At 49.8% G+C, this 19,286-nt stretch carries 15 protein-coding genes; 7 read left to right on the top strand and 8 right to left on the bottom strand.

The window, feature by feature from the left end; all coding sequences use genetic code 11:
* Position 1: 1 nt before the first annotated feature.
* The 4 genes from VIS48_02160 (at position 2) to VIS48_02175 (ending at position 5,214) form a co-directional block, all read left to right on the top strand.
* The gene (locus tag VIS48_02160; GenBank protein ID HEY9164945.1) at positions 2-868 is read left to right on the top strand and encodes a 3-hydroxybutyryl-CoA dehydrogenase; all 867 of its coding nucleotides are present in this window, start codon (positions 2-4) and stop codon (positions 866-868) included.
* A gap of 42 nt (positions 869-910) precedes the next feature.
* The gene (locus tag VIS48_02165) at positions 911-2,056 is read left to right on the top strand and encodes an acyl-CoA dehydrogenase (protein HEY9164946.1); all 1,146 of its coding nucleotides are present in this window, start codon (positions 911-913) and stop codon (positions 2,054-2,056) included.
* 89 nt (positions 2,057-2,145) lie between these two features.
* Entirely contained in the window at positions 2,146-4,620 is a 2,475-nt protein-coding gene (locus VIS48_02170) for a family 20 glycosylhydrolase (protein ID HEY9164947.1), read from the top strand.
* Positions 4,621-4,776: 156 nt separating this feature from the next.
* Positions 4,777-5,214, top strand: coding sequence for a hotdog fold thioesterase (locus VIS48_02175; protein HEY9164948.1), 438 nt, complete (start codon positions 4,777-4,779; stop codon positions 5,212-5,214).
* Here VIS48_02175 and holA read toward each other — a convergent pair.
* The 8 genes from holA to VIS48_02215 form a co-directional block, all read right to left on the bottom strand.
* Positions 5,207-6,223, bottom strand: coding sequence for a DNA polymerase III subunit delta (holA, locus tag VIS48_02180; protein HEY9164949.1), 1,017 nt, complete (start codon positions 6,221-6,223; stop codon positions 5,207-5,209). The genes VIS48_02175 and holA overlap by 8 nt on opposite strands.
* A complete protein-coding gene (locus tag VIS48_02185; protein ID HEY9164950.1) occupies positions 6,220-6,702 on the bottom strand; it encodes a peptidylprolyl isomerase in 483 nt (160 codons plus the stop codon). The genes holA and VIS48_02185 overlap by 4 nt, the downstream gene beginning before the upstream one ends.
* 241 nt (positions 6,703-6,943) lie before the next feature.
* Positions 6,944-7,729, bottom strand: coding sequence for an undecaprenyl-diphosphate phosphatase (locus VIS48_02190; GenBank protein ID HEY9164951.1), 786 nt, complete (start codon positions 7,727-7,729; stop codon positions 6,944-6,946).
* Positions 7,730-7,755: 26 nt separating this feature from the next.
* A complete protein-coding gene (locus tag VIS48_02195) occupies positions 7,756-8,430 on the bottom strand; it encodes a hypothetical protein (protein ID HEY9164952.1) in 675 nt (224 codons plus the stop codon).
* Between the two features lie 65 nt (positions 8,431-8,495).
* Complete coding sequence (locus VIS48_02200) at positions 8,496-10,685, bottom strand: bi-domain-containing oxidoreductase (protein ID HEY9164953.1); 2,190 nt, start codon at positions 10,683-10,685, stop codon at positions 8,496-8,498.
* A gap of 10 nt (positions 10,686-10,695) precedes the next feature.
* The gene (locus tag VIS48_02205; GenBank protein ID HEY9164954.1) at positions 10,696-11,352 is read right to left on the bottom strand and encodes an LUD domain-containing protein; all 657 of its coding nucleotides are present in this window, start codon (positions 11,350-11,352) and stop codon (positions 10,696-10,698) included.
* Positions 11,349-12,722, bottom strand: coding sequence for a LutB/LldF family L-lactate oxidation iron-sulfur protein (locus VIS48_02210; GenBank protein HEY9164955.1), 1,374 nt, complete (start codon positions 12,720-12,722; stop codon positions 11,349-11,351). Before VIS48_02210 ends, VIS48_02205 begins: the two co-directional genes overlap by 4 nt.
* Positions 12,722-13,495, bottom strand: a complete 774-nt coding sequence (locus VIS48_02215) for a (Fe-S)-binding protein (protein HEY9164956.1) — start codon at positions 13,493-13,495, stop codon at positions 12,722-12,724. Before VIS48_02215 ends, VIS48_02210 begins: the two co-directional genes overlap by 1 nt.
* A gap of 499 nt (positions 13,496-13,994) precedes the next feature.
* Here VIS48_02215 and VIS48_02220 point away from each other — a divergent pair, with 499 nt between their 5' ends.
* From VIS48_02220 to VIS48_02230, 3 genes are read left to right on the top strand one after another with little or no spacing between them, the layout of a single operon-like run.
* Positions 13,995-16,043, top strand: a complete 2,049-nt coding sequence (locus VIS48_02220) for a trehalase family glycosidase (GenBank protein ID HEY9164957.1) — start codon at positions 13,995-13,997, stop codon at positions 16,041-16,043.
* Between the two features lie 11 nt (positions 16,044-16,054).
* Positions 16,055-18,214 (top strand): trehalase family glycosidase, encoded by a 2,160-nt coding sequence (locus tag VIS48_02225; protein HEY9164958.1) that lies wholly within the window; start codon positions 16,055-16,057, stop codon positions 18,212-18,214.
* Between the two features lie 5 nt (positions 18,215-18,219).
* Positions 18,220-19,278 carry a UDP-glucose--hexose-1-phosphate uridylyltransferase gene (locus VIS48_02230; GenBank protein HEY9164959.1) on the top strand — a complete coding sequence of 353 codons (1,059 nt, stop codon included), beginning with the start codon at positions 18,220-18,222 and terminating at the stop codon, positions 19,276-19,278.
* Positions 19,279-19,286: the final 8 nt, after the last annotated feature.

The raw sequence follows: 19,286 nt of genomic DNA on the forward strand, positions 1-19,286 counted from the left end.
AATGGAAATAAGCAGCGTAGCCGTTATTGGCGCCGGTACAATGGGAAACGGAATCACCCATGTGATGGCGCTGTCGAAATTCACGGTTTGCATGATCGACCTCAGGAGAGACGCGGTTGAAAAGGGAATGAGTTATATACGCCACAACCTCGACAGGCAATTAGGGAAAGGAATTATCTCGGAAGACCAGAAGAACGAGGCGCTGGGGAGAATCTCTCCTCTGACCTCGCTCGAATCAGGCGTTCGTGATGTCGATTTCGTAATTGAAGCCGCTACAGAGAATATTAAGATTAAGAAGGACCTGTTCCATACTTTGAGCGACATCTGCAAACCGGACGCGGTCCTCGCGAGTAATACCTCCTCCATCTCCATCACCGATCTCGCGGCTTCAACTCTTCGTCCGGACAAAATAATCGGGATGCACTTTTTCAATCCGGTTCCGGTGATGAAACTGATCGAGATCGTTCGCGGCCTCGCGACGGCAGTCGATACCTACGAGACGGTGCGCAACCTGGCGTACAAACTCGATAAAGTTCCCGTCGAAGTTCAGGATTATCCCGGCTTCGTATCGAACAGGATCCTGATGCCCATGATCAACGAAGCCATCTTCTGTGTCATGGAAGGTGTCGCCTCGGCCGAATCAGTGGACACCGTTATGAAACTTGGGATGAATCATCCGATGGGTCCTCTCGCACTGGCGGATCTGATCGGGCTCGACGTGTGCCTCGACATTATGAATGTCCTCTTTCACGGGACCGGCGACCAGAAATACCGTCCCTGCCCGCTTTTAAGAAAAATGGTATCGGCCGGTTACCTCGGCAGGAAGACCGGACGTGGATTCTATACCTACGAATCCAAACCGGGATGATTCTGTCCTGAACCAACTTTTTAACCGCGGAGAGATTTGATGATCGATTTCGAGTTCACTCAGGAACAACAGATGATAAAGGAAGCAGCGCGGGACTTCGCTGAAAAGGAGTTGGCACAGGGAGCGATGGAGCGTGACGAAAAGGAGCTCTTTCCTTTCGAGCAGGTCAAAAAGATGGGCGAACTCGGTTTCATGGGTATGATGGTTCCTGCCGAATATGGCGGAGCGGGCATGGATACCGTCAGTTACGTCCTGGCGCTCGAGGAAATCAGCCGCGTGGATGCGTCCGCGGGCGTTATCATGAGCGTAAATAATTCGCTGGTGTGCTGGGGAATGGAGGAGTTCGGCTCCGAACAGCAAAAACAAAAATACCTTACCCCGCTGGCGTCGGGCAAAATGCTGGGAGCGTTCTGTCTTTCAGAACCGGAGGCGGGAAGCGATGCCGTCAATCAGCGCACCACTGCCGTCAGCCGAGATGGCGGATATATCATCAACGGGACAAAGAACTTTATAACCAACGGAGCAAATGCGGACGTGCTGCTCGTCATGGCGACGACGGACAAAATGAAAGGTGCGAAGGGAGTCAGCACATTCATCGTCGAAAAGAAATTTCCCGGAGTGGTCGTGTCCAAGAAAGAACACAAGCTCGGGATCAGAAGCTCCGATACTGCCCAGATAACGTTTGAGGATTGCCGGGTGCCCGCCGAGAACCGCATCGGTGATGAGGGATTTGGATTCAAGTTCGCAATGATGACGCTCGATGGAGGAAGGATCGGCATCTCCGCCCAGGCGGTCGGGATCGCCCGTGCTTCGCTCGACGCTTCGCTTAAGTATGTTAAAGAACGGAAAGCGTTCAATAAGTTTCTGCACGAATTCCAGGCAATTCAGTTCAAACTTGCCGACATGCACACGAATGTCGAAGCTGCCCACCTCCTGACTCTGAATGCAGCGCTGAAGAAAGACCGCGGCGAACATTTCACAAAGGAAGCTGCTATGGCAAAGCTGTTCGCCTCTAAAGTCGCGGTCGACAGCGCTCTTGAGGCCATCCAGATCCACGGAGGATATGGTTATCTGAAAGATTTTCCAGTCGAAAGATATCTGCGAGATGCAAAGATTACGGAAATTTATGAGGGGACGTCTGAGATTCAGAGAATTGTAATTGCCAGGGATGTACTTGACCTCAAGTGATCCATCCCGTCATGGGCGTCGTCAACTCCACGGAAGAAACAAGGAAGTTCAAGCGTGATGCCGACGTCCATTCCGCCAGGGATACACAGATGAACAAACGAATTCTGACTCGACGATCAATCGTAATCATCTTTGCATTCTTCCCGATGATTTTATCAAGTATTCCATCTGATGCCGGCATCCTGCCGACGCCGAAGTTCTTCCGTGAGCGCAACGGGAGAGTGAACTTCCGGATTGCAGTCCTGAATTTTCACGGAGAAGCCAATGACACTGCCGCTGTCAGTGAACTGGTTTCGTATTTCGGTAAAGACGCACGACGCGGATCAAAAAATGTGAGGGACGGCATCTTGATTTCCGGACGCTTATTTGGCGGTGAGACGGAAGCACCAAACCGCTTCTCGGTTGCGATTGCCGACACCGTCTTCGCGTCCGAGGAAGGCTACCTGATCGAATCGGGAGATCGTACCGTCACAATCTCGGCCAAAACGCGGACAGGCATCTTTTATGGAGTTACGACCCTTCTCCAATTGCTCGAGAAACGAAAAGGCGAATACTATCTGCCCGACGCTTTCGTCGCCGATTATCCTTCGATGAAGATGCGCGGGATAAGCGACGACATAAGCCGCGGACAAATCTCTACAACGGCGAACTTCAGGAAGATAATCAGGTTCCTTGCTCTGCATAAGATGAATGTCTATATGCCGTACATTGAAAATGAATTCGATTTCAAATCCTATCCGGCCTTTAGCGAGGGGCGCGCTCCATTGACTGCGGGCGAAGTCGCCGGCCTGAACCGGTACGCGACTATGTACCATGTTCAGCTCATTCCGATATTCGAAACATTAGGTCACCTTGAAGATGTCCTGATCAAAGACGATTTCAGTAAATACGCCGAGTTTCCCGGATCGGCGTGCATAAATGTATCTTTCGATTCAACTTACATGTTCATGAAAGGTCTCCTGACTGAAATTGCATCAGCGTTTCCAAACGAGTACTTCAATATGGCCGCGGACGAGACGTGGGACGTGGGCCTCGGTGCAAGCAGGAAGCTCGTCGATTCGCTCGGACTGGCCAATGCGCACGCGCAGCATTACAAAAAGATTTACGACATCCTGAAATCATTGGGCAAGAAAGTCATGATGTACGGTGATATAATTCTAAACAACCCGGAAATCCTCGACTCCATTCCAAAAGACATTACGATTGTCGATTGGCACTACGGACCCTCGTTTGATTATCCAAGCATACAGAAATTCAAAAAGGCGGGCTTCGAATTTATCGCGTCACCCGCGGTCTGGAACTTTGTCGGTCCTTTTCCGAATTTTCCCGCGAGTTACGCGAACATCCAGTTCTTCGCGAGAGAGGCGTACCAGGAAAATGCTCTCGGGATGGTCGTGTCGACCTGGAACGATAACGGCGGTGCTGAACTGAGGGAACTTAACTACCCTGGTTATGCGTGGAGTTCGGAATGTGCCTGGAATCCGGCAGGCGCGTCAGTTGACACCTTCGAAAACGAGTTCTTCGAAGATTACTTCCGGACAAGATCCGATTTGCCGAGAATTATTTATGAGCTCTTATCTTCGAATAACAATCTTGTCGACTGGAATGAGTTCTGGAGGGCACCATTCCTTTCTGCGGGCAACGGGCAAGCTGCTCTGCGGACCGAAAGCATCCTATCAAATATGCCTGAAGTCTTCTCTTTGATTTCGCGCGCGAAAGGAGAAGTGAAAGCGAACGCAGATATTCTGGATATTTATCAGCTGGTCGCGACGATGGACGAGTTTTACGCGAGGAGAAACATCGGCGTCATCAAGATGAGAGAGATCTCCGCCGATACCCTACTGACGACTGAGGAAAAGGCGGCGAGTATCAACTCAATCGAGCAGGACCTCCTGAAGAGTCTGCATGGAATGGACAAGGAGTATAGGAAAATCTATCTCCGGACAAATCGTTTGCCCATGCTCCAGCTTCTTCAAATGAGATTTGACGATGAGGAAAACGCACTTTCTTCAGGTGCCCGCGAGCTGGCGTCCGGTAATTCGTCATACGATCAAAAACTCAAGAGCGGGTTTATTTATTATCCTGGCAGCCGGCCGTATTCAAGACAAAGTTCCAAGGTGGACTCGTGCACATTCTGGAAAACAGTGGAGATCGATTCGCTACCAGCACGAGTTGTCGCCCAGCTCATCGGCGATACGTACTGTAAGCTTTTTGTCAACGACCAGTACGTCGGAAAAGTGGAAGCGAGACGCACTCTCACGCTCGATGTCGAACGTCAAAGAGTGCAGGTCTTTGATCTCGCGAAATATTTGAAAGCCGGCCGGAACACCCTGGTGATTCAATCGGCAAATTACGACAGAAATGGGTCAGCCGGATGCAACCTGATGGCCGTAATCGGAAACGATACGTTGTCGTCGGACAGCACCTGGATGGTGACCAAAAGTGTAGTGAACCCATCCAAGCTGGACTCCACGACGAGCATGAACGCCACGGTTTACGACAATGGCTGGACGGTTTCAGCTCCGGACTTTTCGTTGAAACTGAAATCGTGGATCGAAAGATAAAACGATTTTGAGAATTCCCGGCGCACGAATTTGTTTCGATATCTGAAGATCCTGGCGACTGTGAGCACACGATGACTTACGTAATTCCTCTTTCAATTTGAAGAACAGTAGTTCTAATTCTCAATACGCTATCGTTACGTCGACAGGAATTTTTTAATGACCGAACTACGAAAGACAACTCCATCTGAAGCAAATCGATTCATGCGCGACACCCTGGCCGAGGCGTTGGGAATTGAAATTACAGAAATTGGAAAAGATTATGTCAAGGGGAGTATGCCCGTGGACAGGAGGACGAGGCAGCCGTTCGGGATCCTGCACGGAGGCGCTTCTGCCGCGCTTGCAGAAACTCTGGGGAGCATTGGAGGCACGCTGGCTCTGGAATCGGAAGCGCAGTCATGCGTCGGGCTGGAAATCAACGCAAATCATGTGAGTTCCGTCAGCGGGGGGAAGGTCTACGGAACCGCCGTTCCGCTTCACATCGGGAGGACCACTCACGTGTGGGAAATTACGATCGAGGATGACGAGAGAAATCTAGTCTGCATCAGCCGGCTGACGCTTGCCGTCGTGTCGCGGACTGATCCGGTCTCTAAATAGCTTCCGCAGTTTTACTGTCAAGAATTTCAGAAAGAATGATTGCTAACGCGTCGGCGTCCGAGTAACCGCCGCTCTTCAGCTTGGAGTCGGCGTCGAGGAGTGTCGCAACTGCTTTCCTAAGTCTCGGCATAGAGTACATTCTCGCTGCCGAAACATACTCGTTGAGGAATGGATTCCATCTCCCGAAAATCCTCGTCGACATCTCGTTTGTGTTGAGTCCCTTCGCCGCGAAATGTTTAACTTGAATCAAGTTCAGAAAGTATCGGGTTAGCATGAAGCCGATGTAAACAGATTTCTCGCCCGATTCGAGCATCTTGATTCCCACTTCATACGCCCGCGGTGAGTTGCGCTGACCGATTGCGCGCTGGAGTTCAAATATATTGAATGTCCTCGACTTGCCCACTGCCGCGCTTATGTCGTCAAACTCGATCTGCTTTCTGTCTCCGACATAGAGAGACAGTTTCTCGAGTTCCGACGTCAAGTCCCCGAGTGAATCGCCCGTTAGATCGATCAGGAAGTCTGCATTGCCCGGAGCGATGTCCTTATCGAGTTTTCGGGCATAATCCACGAGAAACTCAGTTAACTCAGCACCTTTGAGGTGATTGAAGATCAGCGTCTCCGCGACGGGTGAAATTGTTTTGTATGGCTCTTCGGAGGATTTTATTTCCCCCGCCACAAGGCAAAGAATGCTGGAATCCGGTACGTCAGCAAGATGGGCGGCGACATCAACTCGATGCCTCTTGTCCATCCTCTCAAATTTCTTGACGATGGTAAGCCGCTTATCGCCGACAAAAGGGAAGCTGAGCGCCGAAGAAAGTACGTCTTCAGAAGTGCATTCACTGCCGTCCAGCACGTCAAGATTGAATGACCGATTGGCCGGATCCACTGCCGCTTGGGTGATGAGGTCGGTCGCTTTTGAAATGAAGTAATCTTCATTTCCGTAAATCAGATAGATCCGCTTGAATTTCTTCTTTTTTACATCCGAAGAGAATTTCTGGAAGTCGCTCATTTCTCCATGTACGCCTTTAAAATATATACGGGTTGAAGAGGAACGTCGCGTTCATCGCGTGCCAGCTTTGAGATTTTGTCCGCTACATCCATGCCCTTGACGACCTTGCCGAACACTGTGTAAGCTCCGTCGAGACGAGGCAGATTCGAAAGGCAAATGTAGAATTGACTGCCGTTGGACTTTCGCTGCGGATTCACCTGGTCCCCTTCGCGTGCGGCTCCGACCGACCCGCGGAGATGAGGCTTCCCGATTTCAGCAGCAATTGCGTACCCTGGCCCACCCTCTCCATATGAATTCCTGTTTGTTGACCGGGTATTCGGATCGCCTCCCTGTATCACGAAGTTAGGAATGATACGGTGGAACTGCAGGCTGTCGTAGAAGCCCTCAGTCACGAGCTTGCGGAAGTTCGCACTGTGCAGGGGCGCCGCATCGTCGTACAGCTCTATCTCGATGTTTCCATAATTGGTTTCGAGTATCACGTTCTTTCCTTTCGATGTGCAGCCTGATATGAGAAAAGTTAGAAGGCACAAAGTTACAAAGACGCTCAAGGACGATGGCAGGACATTTCGGACTCCTAGAAAACTGTGTCGACATGCACTTCCGGGATGACGTGTCGCTGTGTCACTTTGCTTTTCCATCTTCGTGCCTTTCTTATTCTAAATCGGATGAACACAAGATTTTCGTTCGATCTGTCCTCGTTCATGAAAACTCCCGAGAACGCTAGCTGTTCAAGAATATAAGGAGCAAAAGTCCAAGTGCAATTCTATAGACTGCGAAAACAGTAAATCGGTGGGTCTGGATGTATCGCAATAGCCACTTCACGACGAGGAAAGCGGTGATAGTGGAGACGACAAACGCGATTACGATGTCACTCCAGCTCCCTCCTCCGCCGTGCTTATATGCATCCCAGAGCAGTTTGCCACTGGCAGCATACATGGTAGGAATTCCTACAAGAAACGCGAATTCTGTTGCCGCGGATCGATTGCTCGTACCCAGAAGCATAGCTGCGAAAATCGTCACCCCCGATCGCGAAGCACCGGGGAAAATCGCGGCGACTATTTGTCCAAGGCCTACTGCCACAGCAACTTTCCAAGTTATCAGGACAGTATCTGTTTTTTTTGCGGCAAGCCACTCCGCAACAATGATCCATACGCCGCCGATAATGAGCGCCCAGGCAATCGGGGTGATCGTCTCCGGCAATTTGAAACCCATTTTAAGGGCAACGAGTCCGAGAATTCCCGTGATCACGAATGCACCGATGAGTTTTGCCGCATAATCACGATTCTCGGGTTTAGAAAGTCCCGTGGCGAGCGACCATAACCGCTTCCAGTAAATTAACGTTACTGCGAGAATCGCTCCCGCCTGGATGACGACATTGAATAAGTCCGAACGATGTCCTAAGCCCAGCTTTTCAGCTATCAGCAAGTGTCCCGTGCTGGAGATTGGAAGGAACTCCGTGACTCCTTCGATTATTCCAAGTATTATACTTGCGATGTTGTGATTCACCAGGTCTCCTCTAAATTCGTGTTCAATTAAAAGTAATACACTAGTCCGAATGTGAGTCCGATACCCGATAGATGCATGTTGACGGGTTGAGGATTAGAAGTGGCATCGAGAAAAGTGAGATCACTTCCATCGCTTGCTTTCAGATTTCCAATGAATTCGGATCGTGCTTCGCCGTCGACGCGTGCGTAAAGATTGTCTCCAAGCTTCGTATCGATGAGCGCATCGAACTTCAAACCTATTCCTCGTGCGGAATAATTCGTGGGCGCATTCGAGTAGATATTTGTCGCGCCGAGGTAACCGAAGTGGTATCCGATCCCTCCTCCAAATTTCACGTAGAAATTTTCGCCTGTGACAATTTTCCGAAGCGTGATCGAAGGCATGAGACATGAATAGTCAATCTGCAGTTGTCCTGCCTGACCCGAGGAACTCGAGCTCTTAGTAATGTATCCGAGTTCTACACCAAGCGACCAGTCGCCGGATATTGGATACTCACAGGCGCCGACAAATTGCCCTGCGGTGGTGTACGTTCCAGGAGTAATGCTTCCCGGCGCAGCGTAGTTAAGGTATTGAGATAGCGACGGTGCGTCGAAATACTCGAAGCCAAGACCTGCCGTAATTGAAAGACCCTGCGCATGCAGGTTCAACGGAACCAATGATAGACAGGAAATCGCGATTATCATGCATCTCTTTGTTGATTTCAATAGAACGCTCCAGTCTGAATGGGTGTTGTCAGATTGCTCGCAATTTAGTGACGCGAATCGCAGAATTACAGTTCAACCGGCATGCCTATCGAAAGTGCCGTCAGGATTCTGAAAGTTGTCAATGAAGAATTGATGAGATCGTCGAAACTTATCAATGGCAACCCGCTAGATTGAACAGCTCGCATGAAGGCTTTCACTTCGCTCGTGATTCCTTTATCCGTTTTTCCATTTCCGATTTTCTTGCGCGAGCCTTTGCTGAAGAGGTACGCGACCTGGAAATTGTCGATCACAGCGGCTCGTTTACCCGCAGTTACTTCGATGCGCTCTTTGGGAAGCGACATGTCGCCGTTCGCAAGATAAGTAATTATTCCGAGCGAGCCGTTTTTCATGCGCAGCGTAATCGAAGCGTTGTCGTTGTCCACGATACCCTTGTTGCCCGATGCCACAGATTCAGCCATGATCTTGGAGATCCTGGAGTCAGTTATGAATTGAATCAGATCGACGAAATGGCACACTTCGCCGACTATGCGGCCGCCACCTTCCACGGGATCTTGAGTCCAGTGGGTTTTGGGCACAAACCCTGCGTTTATTCTACAGTTGACGACGATGGGTTCGCCGACATCTTTGAAATGACTTTTTACTGCCGCGGTCAGAGGCGCGAATCTCCGATTGAACCCGACCATGAGAAGCGGGAGATCTTTCTCGTCGTGCGCTCTATAAAACTCTCCGATGGAAATCAGCTCATCTTCATTAAGAGCAAGCGGTTTCTCCACGAAAACATTTTTGCCCGATTTCAGTGAGCGCAGGGCAAGCGAAGCGTGAAGGTTGTGTCGGGTCGCGATGAATACAGTGCCGATGTTGGTGTCGGAAATAATATCATCTGCATTCGTCGTGATCCCTGAAAACCCGAACCGGTTTTGAGCGCTCTTTGCGGTCACGCCGGATGATGTACAAACAGTTTGAAGCGACAGATTACTGATTTCGGCAAGCGCAGGGAGGAGGTTGGATTGAGCGAAGCTTCCGGCACCAATGAATCCGACATTAAGCGGCTTGGCTCTGAATGGTGCGGATTCCGGCCGAGCTCCCGATGAACTTATCGCCTTTGGGCCGCTCGCCGAGGACCTGCCTGTTTCCTGATCGTACTGGAGCAGTATGCCGATATATTTCTCGGCGCTCTTGCCGCTTATCAGTGCATAGGCCTTCTCGCCTTCTTCAATATGAAATTTGTGAGTCGTCAACCCGCGTACGTCGACCTTCTTTTCGCCCACGAGCTTTATAAACTCCCGCATGTTTCTATTTTCTGTCCACCTGACATAGCCGATCGGATAATCGTTGCCTTGTTCCTCGAAACTGGGATCATACCTGCCGGGTCCGTAGGAACGCGAGAGTTTCAACTCGAGCTCCTTCAAATAATACGGCGCGCGCGGTACGTTCATTCCTGTCTCACCTATCATGACGATTCGTGAACGATCGCGGGCGATTTCTCCGGCAAGCGAGAGAGGATCGCTGGACTTCGTCGCCGCGGCTATGATTACGCCATCCGCCCCGTAACCGGCTGTGAATGAGTCGATCATCGACTTCACGTCTGCCGTCCTAATTGCCCCGTTGTCGGCACCAAGTTTCTTCGCAAGTTCCACATTTTCCGGGTCGATATCGATCCCGAAAACCGAACAGCCATTTGCCTTCAGGATCTGCACGGCCAGCAAGCCGACTAGTCCCAGACCTATCACCACAAAAGATTCACCGAGCGACGGTTCCGCCTGGCGAATGCCTTGAAGCGCAATTGAGCCGATAGTTGCGTACGCAGCTTCATCGAGTCCTACACTATCGGGGACTTTTACGGCCAGATTCTTTGGGACAAATACAATATCGGCGTGATTGGCGTATCCGGCACCGGCGCAGGCGACTCGGTCGCCAACCGTGAAATCTGAAACGAGCGGGTCGACAGCGATTACGACGCCCGCCGAACTATATCCCATCGACTTGTAGGAGTTCAGTTTGCTCATGACTTTTCGATACGCTGCGAGAAAACCCGTTTGGCGAATTTCATTCAGCAATCTCTTCACGTCTTCCGGCCGCGACCTCGCCTTCTGGAGTAAACTTTTCCTTCCCGATTCGACAGATGTTTTTTCAGTGCCCGCGCTAACCAGCGAGAAATGATTCTTGACGAGTATACCACCGGCGCGAAAAGCCGGGGCAGGGACGTCTTCCACTTTCAAGTCGCCCGTTCTTAGATTTTGCAGAACTTGCTTCATCCAGCCCTCATTATCTTTTTTGAAAGATTACGATGACGTGCTTCGGACCGTGTACGCCAGTCACGAGCTCCTTCTCGATATCAGCTGTTCGACTAGGACCGGTAACCAGGAACAGATTGCTCCCGGTATGCTCGCTGAACTTAATGGTGAACAAATCGTCAAGTGTATCAAGTAATTGGACCGGGTCGACGATTACGACAAGAGTTTGCGCCAAAGCTGCCGGAAGTCGCATCTTGTTGCTCAAAACGATAGTGCCTGTTTCGGCCACACAAGCCGCACATGTTGAAATAACCATGTCAAATACTGACGCCTCTCGCACATCATAACCCTTCAGGAAATCGGATTCAATTTTGACTTCCGCCTTCTCACGGATCCGCTCGACGACGTCTCGATAATATTTCGTTACATCTTCATGAATGAATAATCTGTTGTCGTGTCCGAACTTACTTAACAGGTAGTTCAGTGCAGTATTAGAGTTGTCGGCGATGAAGACTTCTCCGCCGAGTTTCGTCAACTCTGCCTTAAACTCGTCTAACTTTCGGCCGGATAAGTCATCAGAAATCTCTCTTGCAGGGCTGGCGGACGCGACTCCTGTATTTGATCCTTTCGAGCTCCTTAGTCCCCTTCGAATGGACGCAAATATTTTCTCCCTGTCATCTGGGATCATGAATTCTCTCTCGTCTTGAAAACCTCCCTGAACGAATGCCCGGGTGATTCGGGAAGCTCACGGAACCTGGTCCAGCCGCCGGCAATTCCCCGAAAAAGTTTCTTCTCCGAAAGGAATCTACCTATCCTCCCAATCAAATTGAACCTCCGCGGTCTCAGCATCATTGATTTGAAATACCGAAACATCATCCGTTCAAGAAATGGACTGCTTCTCGTGACGATTTCACTCCTCAAAGTCAAGAGGTGGTGATGAATATCGATTCCCACCGGACAGACTTGTGTGCAGTTTCCACAAAGCGAAGACGCAAATGGAAGCTCACGAGCGTTTTCGATCCCAAAGTAAAGCGGGGTCACGAGGGAACCGATCGGTCCAGGGTATACTGATCCGTATGCATGTCCCCCGATAGTTCTGTAGACCGGACAGACATTGAGGCAAGCGCCGCAGCGAATGCAGTTCAAAACGTCCCGGTACTCGCCGCCGAGCAACTTGGTCCTTCCGTTATCCAGCAATATTATGTGGACTTCAGCCGGGCCGTCTTTTTCGTCCTGCTTCTGTGGCCCGCGAATCAACGAAACGTAACTTGTCAACTTCTGGCCGGTGCTGCTCCGCGCAAGCAGCCGCATGAAGATTCTCAGATCGGCAAATCGTGGGATCACCTTTTCAATTCCGGCTACAACCACATGGATTGCCGGAGAGGAAGTAGAGAGTCTGGCATTACCTTCATTCTCTACAATTACAATGTCACCCGTATCGGCAACAAGAAAGTTCGCCCCGGAAATTCCCATACCCGCAGAAAGGAATTTTTCCCTGAGGACGGTTCTGGCCTCAGCAGTGAGAAAAGCCGGATCATTGTTTAGCGCAGTCCCGAGCTTCTCATGGAAAAGAGCGGCAATCTCGTTACGCGACTTGTGTATGGCAGGCGTTGTTATGTGCGACGGTTTTTCACCGGCCAGCTGTACGATGTATTCTCCTAGGTCAGTTTCCACAGTCTCGATGCCGTGTTCTTCGAGATATTGAACCAGCTCGATCTCCTCCGTCACCATCGATTTTGACTTTACAATAGATTTCACACCGTGCCGCTTCGCGAGATCAAGGATATACTCTTTTACTCTGTCAGGAGTCTCAGCGTAAAACAAATTGCAGCCGTTCTTTGAAGCAGCATCCTCAAAATGCGAGAGATACTCATTGAGATGACCGATTGCTTCGTCTTTAATTCTTCTCGCGTCATTCCGGAAAGATTCAAAATCCAGTTCTTTGAATGACTCCAGGCGTTTGTCAACCGCCTGCAGCGTTGCCTTCGAAAGATTGTTGCGCAGCTGGGCGTTGGAGATCTCGTTTCTATACCGGTTCTTGAAGTCTGTCGCCGCCATCACCGGATGCTTTCCCCCATTATCTCCGCGATGTGGGCGAACCTGGTCTGAATCGAAAGCCGTCGCGCCCGACCTTGAAGGTGCATCAGACAGCTGCTATCTCCGGACACAAGTATATCGGCTCCAGTTGACTTCAGTCTTTGCAGCTTTTCATCCGCCATGGCGCTTGAAATCTCGGGGAATTTCACTGAAAAAGTTCCGCCGAACCCGCAACAGACATCATTGTAGGGAAGTTCCACTAGTCTCAATCCCTTGATTCTCGCCAGGAGGCTGCGGGGTTCTTCATACAAACCAAGCTCTCTCAGCCCGTGACAAGAGTCGTGAAAGGACACGACCGCGTCCAGCTTGCCGGAGAACTTCTCGACTCCGATTACCTTCGCGATAAACTCCGTGAACTCATAGACCCTATCAGTGAATTGATCGGCAATATTTGAGAAGCCGGGTAATTCAGAGAGAAGGCCCGGATAATAATTCCGAATCATCGCTACGCAAGAGCCTGACAAACCGACGATATAATCATTGTTAGGGTTAAACGAATCATCGTGAGTGTTATTAACATTCGCGCCGAACCTTATAAATGCGTTTGCCTCATGCATGGCGACAACGCGCGCTTCCTCCACGTAGCCCGAGTTAAACGCCGGCTGTCCGCAACATGTCTGCTCAACAGGGAAGACAATCTCACAACCCAAATGTTCTAAAACCTTAGTTGCGCTGAGCGCAACATTAGGAAAGAATTGATCTATGAAGCATGGTACGAAAAGGAAAACGCGCATGTAATTGAAAAAATATAAAGTCCGTAGAAGGAATATTCAATTTAATTGAGAAGCAGACCCTGGTTTGAGGTCAAGGCAGTAACTCTACGAATGTTCTCCCGCAACGACGGGCAATTTCATCTACTTTGGGATACTTCATGATGAAAAGCTTCACAGGGTCCACTCGTCTTTCAGCATGGTGACACTACCAGTTCTCCGACATTCTTGTTTTTTCAGAGGCTTCGGGTTAATTTCGCACTGGCATACTTATCCAGGAAGGGCAGAAGCGGAACGTGGAGTGTTAGGAGCATATAGAGTTACGAGCGTAGAACAATTTCCCAATTTGAACGCAAGCCTTCGCGTGGGCAAACGGATATGATGATTCGGTTGAGCTCAGAGACTGAATTGAATTTCGTTTCCCGATTTGCATCCAATTCTCCCGCCGAACGCCTGTCGCTTCCTCTGGATTGAGATCCGAAAGGAGACTGCTGGTTATGAAAACAATCAAAGATGTTGTCCGGTGAGGCACTCATTAGCTGGCTTCATTCTCCTGTTCCTTCTCGCATTCTCCACTCTCCATGCTGGAGCAAGACAACCATTCCTATCTCATCTCAGAGCAACCAAGGATTCGCCGATCTATACGACGTACGCAGCCTCAATGGATCGATCTCAGTTCATCCTGGATGAAGGGTATCACTTTGTCTTTTACTTATCCGATCGGGGAATTGAATTTGAGAACAGCCGGTCAGGGACGCTCGGTGTCGGATTCAGGATCGATTCATCTGAAGTCCTGAAGCTGTCTGATATCGCCGGACCGCCTGTGATAACAGTATCCTACTCGGACGTCGTGAGGTTTCATTACTACCCGACCAAAGACCTTCGAGTAGACGAAACATTTTTGGTGTACAGTTCAAGGATTGCTGTTGAGGATATCACTGTCCGAAATGTCGGATCAAAGGATCTCTCTATTGAAGTAATGCCATTTATCACGGCGGCAAGCGCAGAAAATTTTCACAAGATCGAGCATCGAGGTAAACACAACTGGGTTTCATTCTCTCATCGGGAACCGGCGGACGGCTGGACGATTGAGCACAATATTCCTTATGTCGAATCCGTAACCGATGTCCTCATGCAAACTGGATCACCGGACGTCTTCGCTGAATTCGACGGTGGGTTGTCCAAGGACTCGGTCGTGTCGGACGACTCAGCGAAAACAATCGCGTTCAATACATCGGTGCACCTGGCTCCCGGAAATTTGTTTCACTTTCGGATCGCAAGAGGAGTAGAGCCGTCTGGTAAGAATACGAAAGATTTGTTGACACAAATTAGAGAAGTCCTGCAAACTAACCTTGACAGATTTATCGGGGTGGATGAAAGGATTTACAGCAGTGTGCCTCGGATTCGATTCAAGGATGCCGACGATGAAATGCTTTACTGGAGCGGTTTCTCCCTGCTCAGGCAAGTGATGATGCCTCCGGAAGGAAAATGTCATTATAACTATTACGTTTTCTCGAGGGAGCCGCAATGGGGATGGGGACATGGCGGAGAGGTTTTCCATGAGAGTCTGTCTATGCTCGCGTACGTATTCATGGATCCCAAAAGTGCGATGGGCTCACAGCTTGTCTATGTGGAGCGGCAACACCGTGATGGATTTATAAACTACCGCACTGGACCGTATCTCGACGAGACGATCCCATACGACAGCCAACTCACCACTTCTGCTCCGTGGTTCAGCTGGGAGAACCTTGGAATTTACAGTGTGACCCGCGACCGCCGGTTTCTTTCTGAAGCTTACAAAGCAGGCTCCCGATTCTACCATTACTGGCCGACAAATCGTGATTCGCTTCGCGACGGGCTTTGTGAATGGGGCGGACATGCTGTTCTTGAATCGGTCAGGGATGATCAGGTCGCCGTCTGGGATAAGGTGGGATGGCCCAGCAATTTTGAGGGGCCGGATTTGAATAGCATGCTTGTTGAGGAAGCGAGATCATTGTCAAAGATGGCCGCGATTCTTGGCAGGCCGCGAGAAGCGGAAAGGTGGAACAGGGAGGCGGCCGCAAGAGCAGAATTGGTTAACCATCTGATGTGGGATAGCACGACTTCATTTTATTACAATGTCGATTCGAAAAATAAGATGTTCACATTTAATAACCGTGACGATTTGAAGCGAGAAGAGATTATCGGGTTCCTTCCACTCTGGGCCGGCATTCCGGACTCCATGCGCGCCGCGAAACTCATTAGTGTTCTTACTGACACATCGAAGTTCTGGCGAAGGTATGGAGTGCCATCGCTCGCCTCTGACGACCCCTATTATAATCCAAAAGGGTATTGGAACGGACCGGTCTGGGTTGAATGGAACTTCCTCATCGAACAGGGCCTCATCCGTTATGGATACAAGAAACTCGCGGGAGATTTAGTGGAGAAAGTCTCGAACGGAATGATCGCTCAACTGGAGAAAGATCACCGGATGTGGGAATTCTATGATCCCGATCAGGCCTGGGCAGGATACCACACGGCGTATATCTGGGCTGGATTGATTAGCAGGATGCTCATGGACCGGTATAAGTGATTGGCAGTCGCATGAACTTCTTTAGAGGCAGCATTTTGTCGGTCATAATTTTAGTATGGGCCGCGTCGGATAGCAAAGTTGCATTTGGACAGACGGAAGTAACAGACGGCTATCTTCGCATCGACGCAGGAGCCGGCGATCCGCTTTTTACTACATACGCCGCATCGATGAGCAGATCACGACTTTACGGTGACAAGGCTTACTTTATGGATTATTTTTCTTCCGACGAGCCGGTAAGCTATTCGAGCCAGTACGCCGGAGAGCTGTCGCTGCTGTGGCGCGTGAATGATATAGTCATCGGACACACAGGCGACTTCGCTGTCAGACCTCGGGTTGTAGCGTCCTTCCCGGATATGGCGATCCTGAAGTATCAACCTTTTGCAAACCTCGAAGTGACGGAGACGTTCCTGGTTTACAGCTCAAGCACGGTAATTATTGATGTGCGTGTCAGGAACGGGGGAAGTGTTCCTTTCCACGTGTCCGTTTATCCAGTACTCAGACACGTCTATGATTCCCTGCTGGTTTCTGAATTCGATTCAACGAATTATGGTTACCGGTTGTCCCACTATGAATCGCTCGAGCGGTTACATAGCAATCTCTATCCGGCTGCTGGTTATCCAACTCAGTTCAAAGATTTTCTTGGGCTTGATTCGATGCCGGGCAGCTATGGGGGTTACCCCGGTGAAAGCATTGTAGATTTCACGGAACATATTCGACTCTCAAACGAGAATGACACACCGGTGTACGGGCTCAATCAAAGGAAGTCAGGATATATCAAACTTGCGGCACTTGAAAAAGATTTCGACATCGCACCGGAACAGTTCACGGAATTTAGGGTGATTCGTGTGTCGGAACCTGCTTCAGTGGCTGATTCGATCGTATCGTCGGACACCCGTGTCGGGATGAATGTGGATATAAAGAAAATGGAGGTGGCTGACGAAGAAATTTTCAAAACCGTGCCGAAGCCAGCTTTCATGACCGCTGACGAAAAGCTCATCTATCTCGGCGCGCTGAACCTCGTCCGTGAGTGCATGCTCCCTCCCGAAGGGAAAACGAAATTCAATTACTATGTCTTCTCCAGGAATCCGATTTGGGGATGGGGCCATGGTCATCAGGTCATGCACGAATCGCTTTCCATGATTCCATATTCTCTCATGGATTCGAGATCGGCAGAGGAATCACAGGAGATCTTTGTGGAGCAGCAACAACCCGACGGCTTGATACCTTACCGCGTCGGTCCACGCGGTCCTCAATACTATCCGCACAATGGTGTCGGAACTACTTCCGCGCCCTTCTTCTCATGGACAAACTGGGAAATATATGAAGTCAGTCACGACAAAATATTTCTTTCAAGAGTCTATGATACCGGGATGAAATACCTTAAATATCTTGAAGAAAATCGGGCCTCTAACCGCGATGGGCTGTTCGAGTGGGGACCTTACGGGATGATTGAGAATGTTCGCGACGACTGGAATGTTGTGTTTCAACTCTTCGCAAAGGATCATACCGACACAGTCGATGTTTCAAATCGGATCGACTGCCTGGATCTCTCTTGTCAGGTCGCGAATGAAATATACTATCTGGGTAAAATGGCCGAAGAACTCGGGAAGAATAGTGACTCGAAAGAATTGAGCTCTAAATTCCAGAGACTTCAGGATTTGATCAATAGGTTTATGTGGGATCCAGTGGATAAATTTTATTACAACGTATCCATGGAAGATCACTCATTCGAATACAGAGGACGAAGTCTCAAGAGAAAAGAGATTATCGGCTTCCTACCACTGTGGTCTCGTGTTGCAACAAAGGAGCGGGCGGCCGAACTCGTCACAGCATTGACAAACGATTCGACTTTTTGGCGGAAGTATGGCGTCCCGACACTTAGCGCCCTCGACTCGGGATATACTCCGTTCGTGGATTGCTGCTGTCACTGGAATGGACCGGTCTGGCTCCTCTGGGATTACATGGTCCTGGAGGGACTCGAGAATTATGGCTACCATAAGACTGCACGAGAACTTGCGGACAAGCTTCTGCTCGCGGTTGGAACTCAATTGAGAAACAATCACCGATATTGGGAATCATACAGTCCCGATTATCCAATTCAATCGAGTCCATCGAATTACATCTGGGACTCGATCATGGCAACGATAATACTTCGATACTATTCGAGATAACGACGATGAAAAACAGCGGAATCTTTTCGAGTCCTCACAGGAGATTCAATCCTCTTACGGGTGAGTGGATCCTCGTTTCTCCCGGCCGTACTAAACGCCCGTGGAAGGGAAAAGTGGAATCTTCAATCCTTCCGGAGCCTCCGGAATACGACGCCAACTGTTACCTTTGTCCCGGTAACACTCGCGCCAACGGAGACAATAATCCGAAATATGAATCCACATTTGTTTTCGACAATGATTTCAGCGCTCTGCGGTTTGGGACGAAGTCAGCCGAAATCAATGAGTCCGGTCTCGTCATTGCTCGCGCCGAGAGCGGTATTTGCAGAGTGGTCTGTTTCCTCCCCCGGCACGATCTGACTCTTGCCGAAATGTCGACCGAAGAAATACGGAATGTTGTAAAAGTATGGACCGATGAGTACGACCAGCTCGGCAAGAATGCCGAGGTTAATCATGTGCAGATATTCGAGAACAAGGGAGAAATAATGGGCGCGAGCAACTCTCATCCGCACTGTCAAATCTGGGCGCAGAACTCTATACCGGTCGAGCCATCTAAGGAATTTGTTCAACTTCATAAATATCTGACCGAGAGAAAGAGTTGCTTGTTATGCGACTACATCGCTTTGGAGCTCAAGGAGAAGGCGCGCCTCGTAATTGAAAATGAATCCTTCATCGCTGTAGTTCCGTTCTGGGCCGTGTGGCCGTTCGAGACGATCGTCGTGTCGAAGAGGCATCTCGGTTGTCTCACGGACATGAGTGAATCGGAGCAAACTAAATTTTCAGAGATTCTTAAAGTTTTAACTGTCAGATATGACAACATTTTTGAAATACCTTTTCCATATTCCTCGGGGATACACCAGAAGCCCACTGACGGAAAGCCTCATGAAGAAGCACACTTTCACATGCACTTCTATCCGCCTCTTCTTCGTTCCGCGACGGTCAAGAAGTTCATGGTCGGGTATGAAATGCTCGCCAACCCGCAGAGAGACATAACTGCAGAGGAAAGCGCGGAAAGAATCCGTGAACTCCCCGGCGTACATTACAAGGCGCGGAAAATGAAAGCCTGAAGGAATCA

The organism is Candidatus Kryptoniota bacterium, from assembly GCA_036567965.1.
Taxonomy (GTDB): domain Bacteria; phylum Bacteroidota; class Ignavibacteria; order Kryptoniales; family JAKASW01; genus JAKASW01.

Bases quoted from the DNA above. Each gene is read 5' to 3' on its own strand.
- VIS48_02160 (HEY9164945.1), top strand. From the start codon at position 2: ATGGAAATAAGCAGCGTAGCCGTTATTGGCGCCGGTACAATGGGAAAC.
- VIS48_02170 (HEY9164947.1), top strand. From the start codon at position 2,146: ATGAACAAACGAATTCTGACTCGACGATCAATCGTAATCATCTTTGCA.
- VIS48_02175 (HEY9164948.1), top strand. From the start codon at position 4,777: ATGACCGAACTACGAAAGACAACTCCATCTGAAGCAAATCGATTCATG.
- holA (HEY9164949.1), bottom strand. From the start codon at position 6,223: ATGAGCGACTTCCAGAAATTCTCTTCGGATGTAAAAAAGAAGAAATTC.
- VIS48_02200 (HEY9164953.1), bottom strand. From the start codon at position 10,685: ATGAAGCAAGTTCTGCAAAATCTAAGAACGGGCGACTTGAAAGTGGAA.
- VIS48_02205 (HEY9164954.1), bottom strand. From the start codon at position 11,352: ATGATCCCAGATGACAGGGAGAAAATATTTGCGTCCATTCGAAGGGGA.
- VIS48_02210 (HEY9164955.1), bottom strand. From the start codon at position 12,722: ATGGCGGCGACAGACTTCAAGAACCGGTATAGAAACGAGATCTCCAAC.
- VIS48_02215 (HEY9164956.1), bottom strand. From the start codon at position 13,495: ATGCGCGTTTTCCTTTTCGTACCATGCTTCATAGATCAATTCTTTCCT.
- VIS48_02225 (HEY9164958.1), top strand. From the start codon at position 16,055: ATGAACTTCTTTAGAGGCAGCATTTTGTCGGTCATAATTTTAGTATGG.
- VIS48_02230 (HEY9164959.1), top strand. From the start codon at position 18,220: ATGAAAAACAGCGGAATCTTTTCGAGTCCTCACAGGAGATTCAATCCT.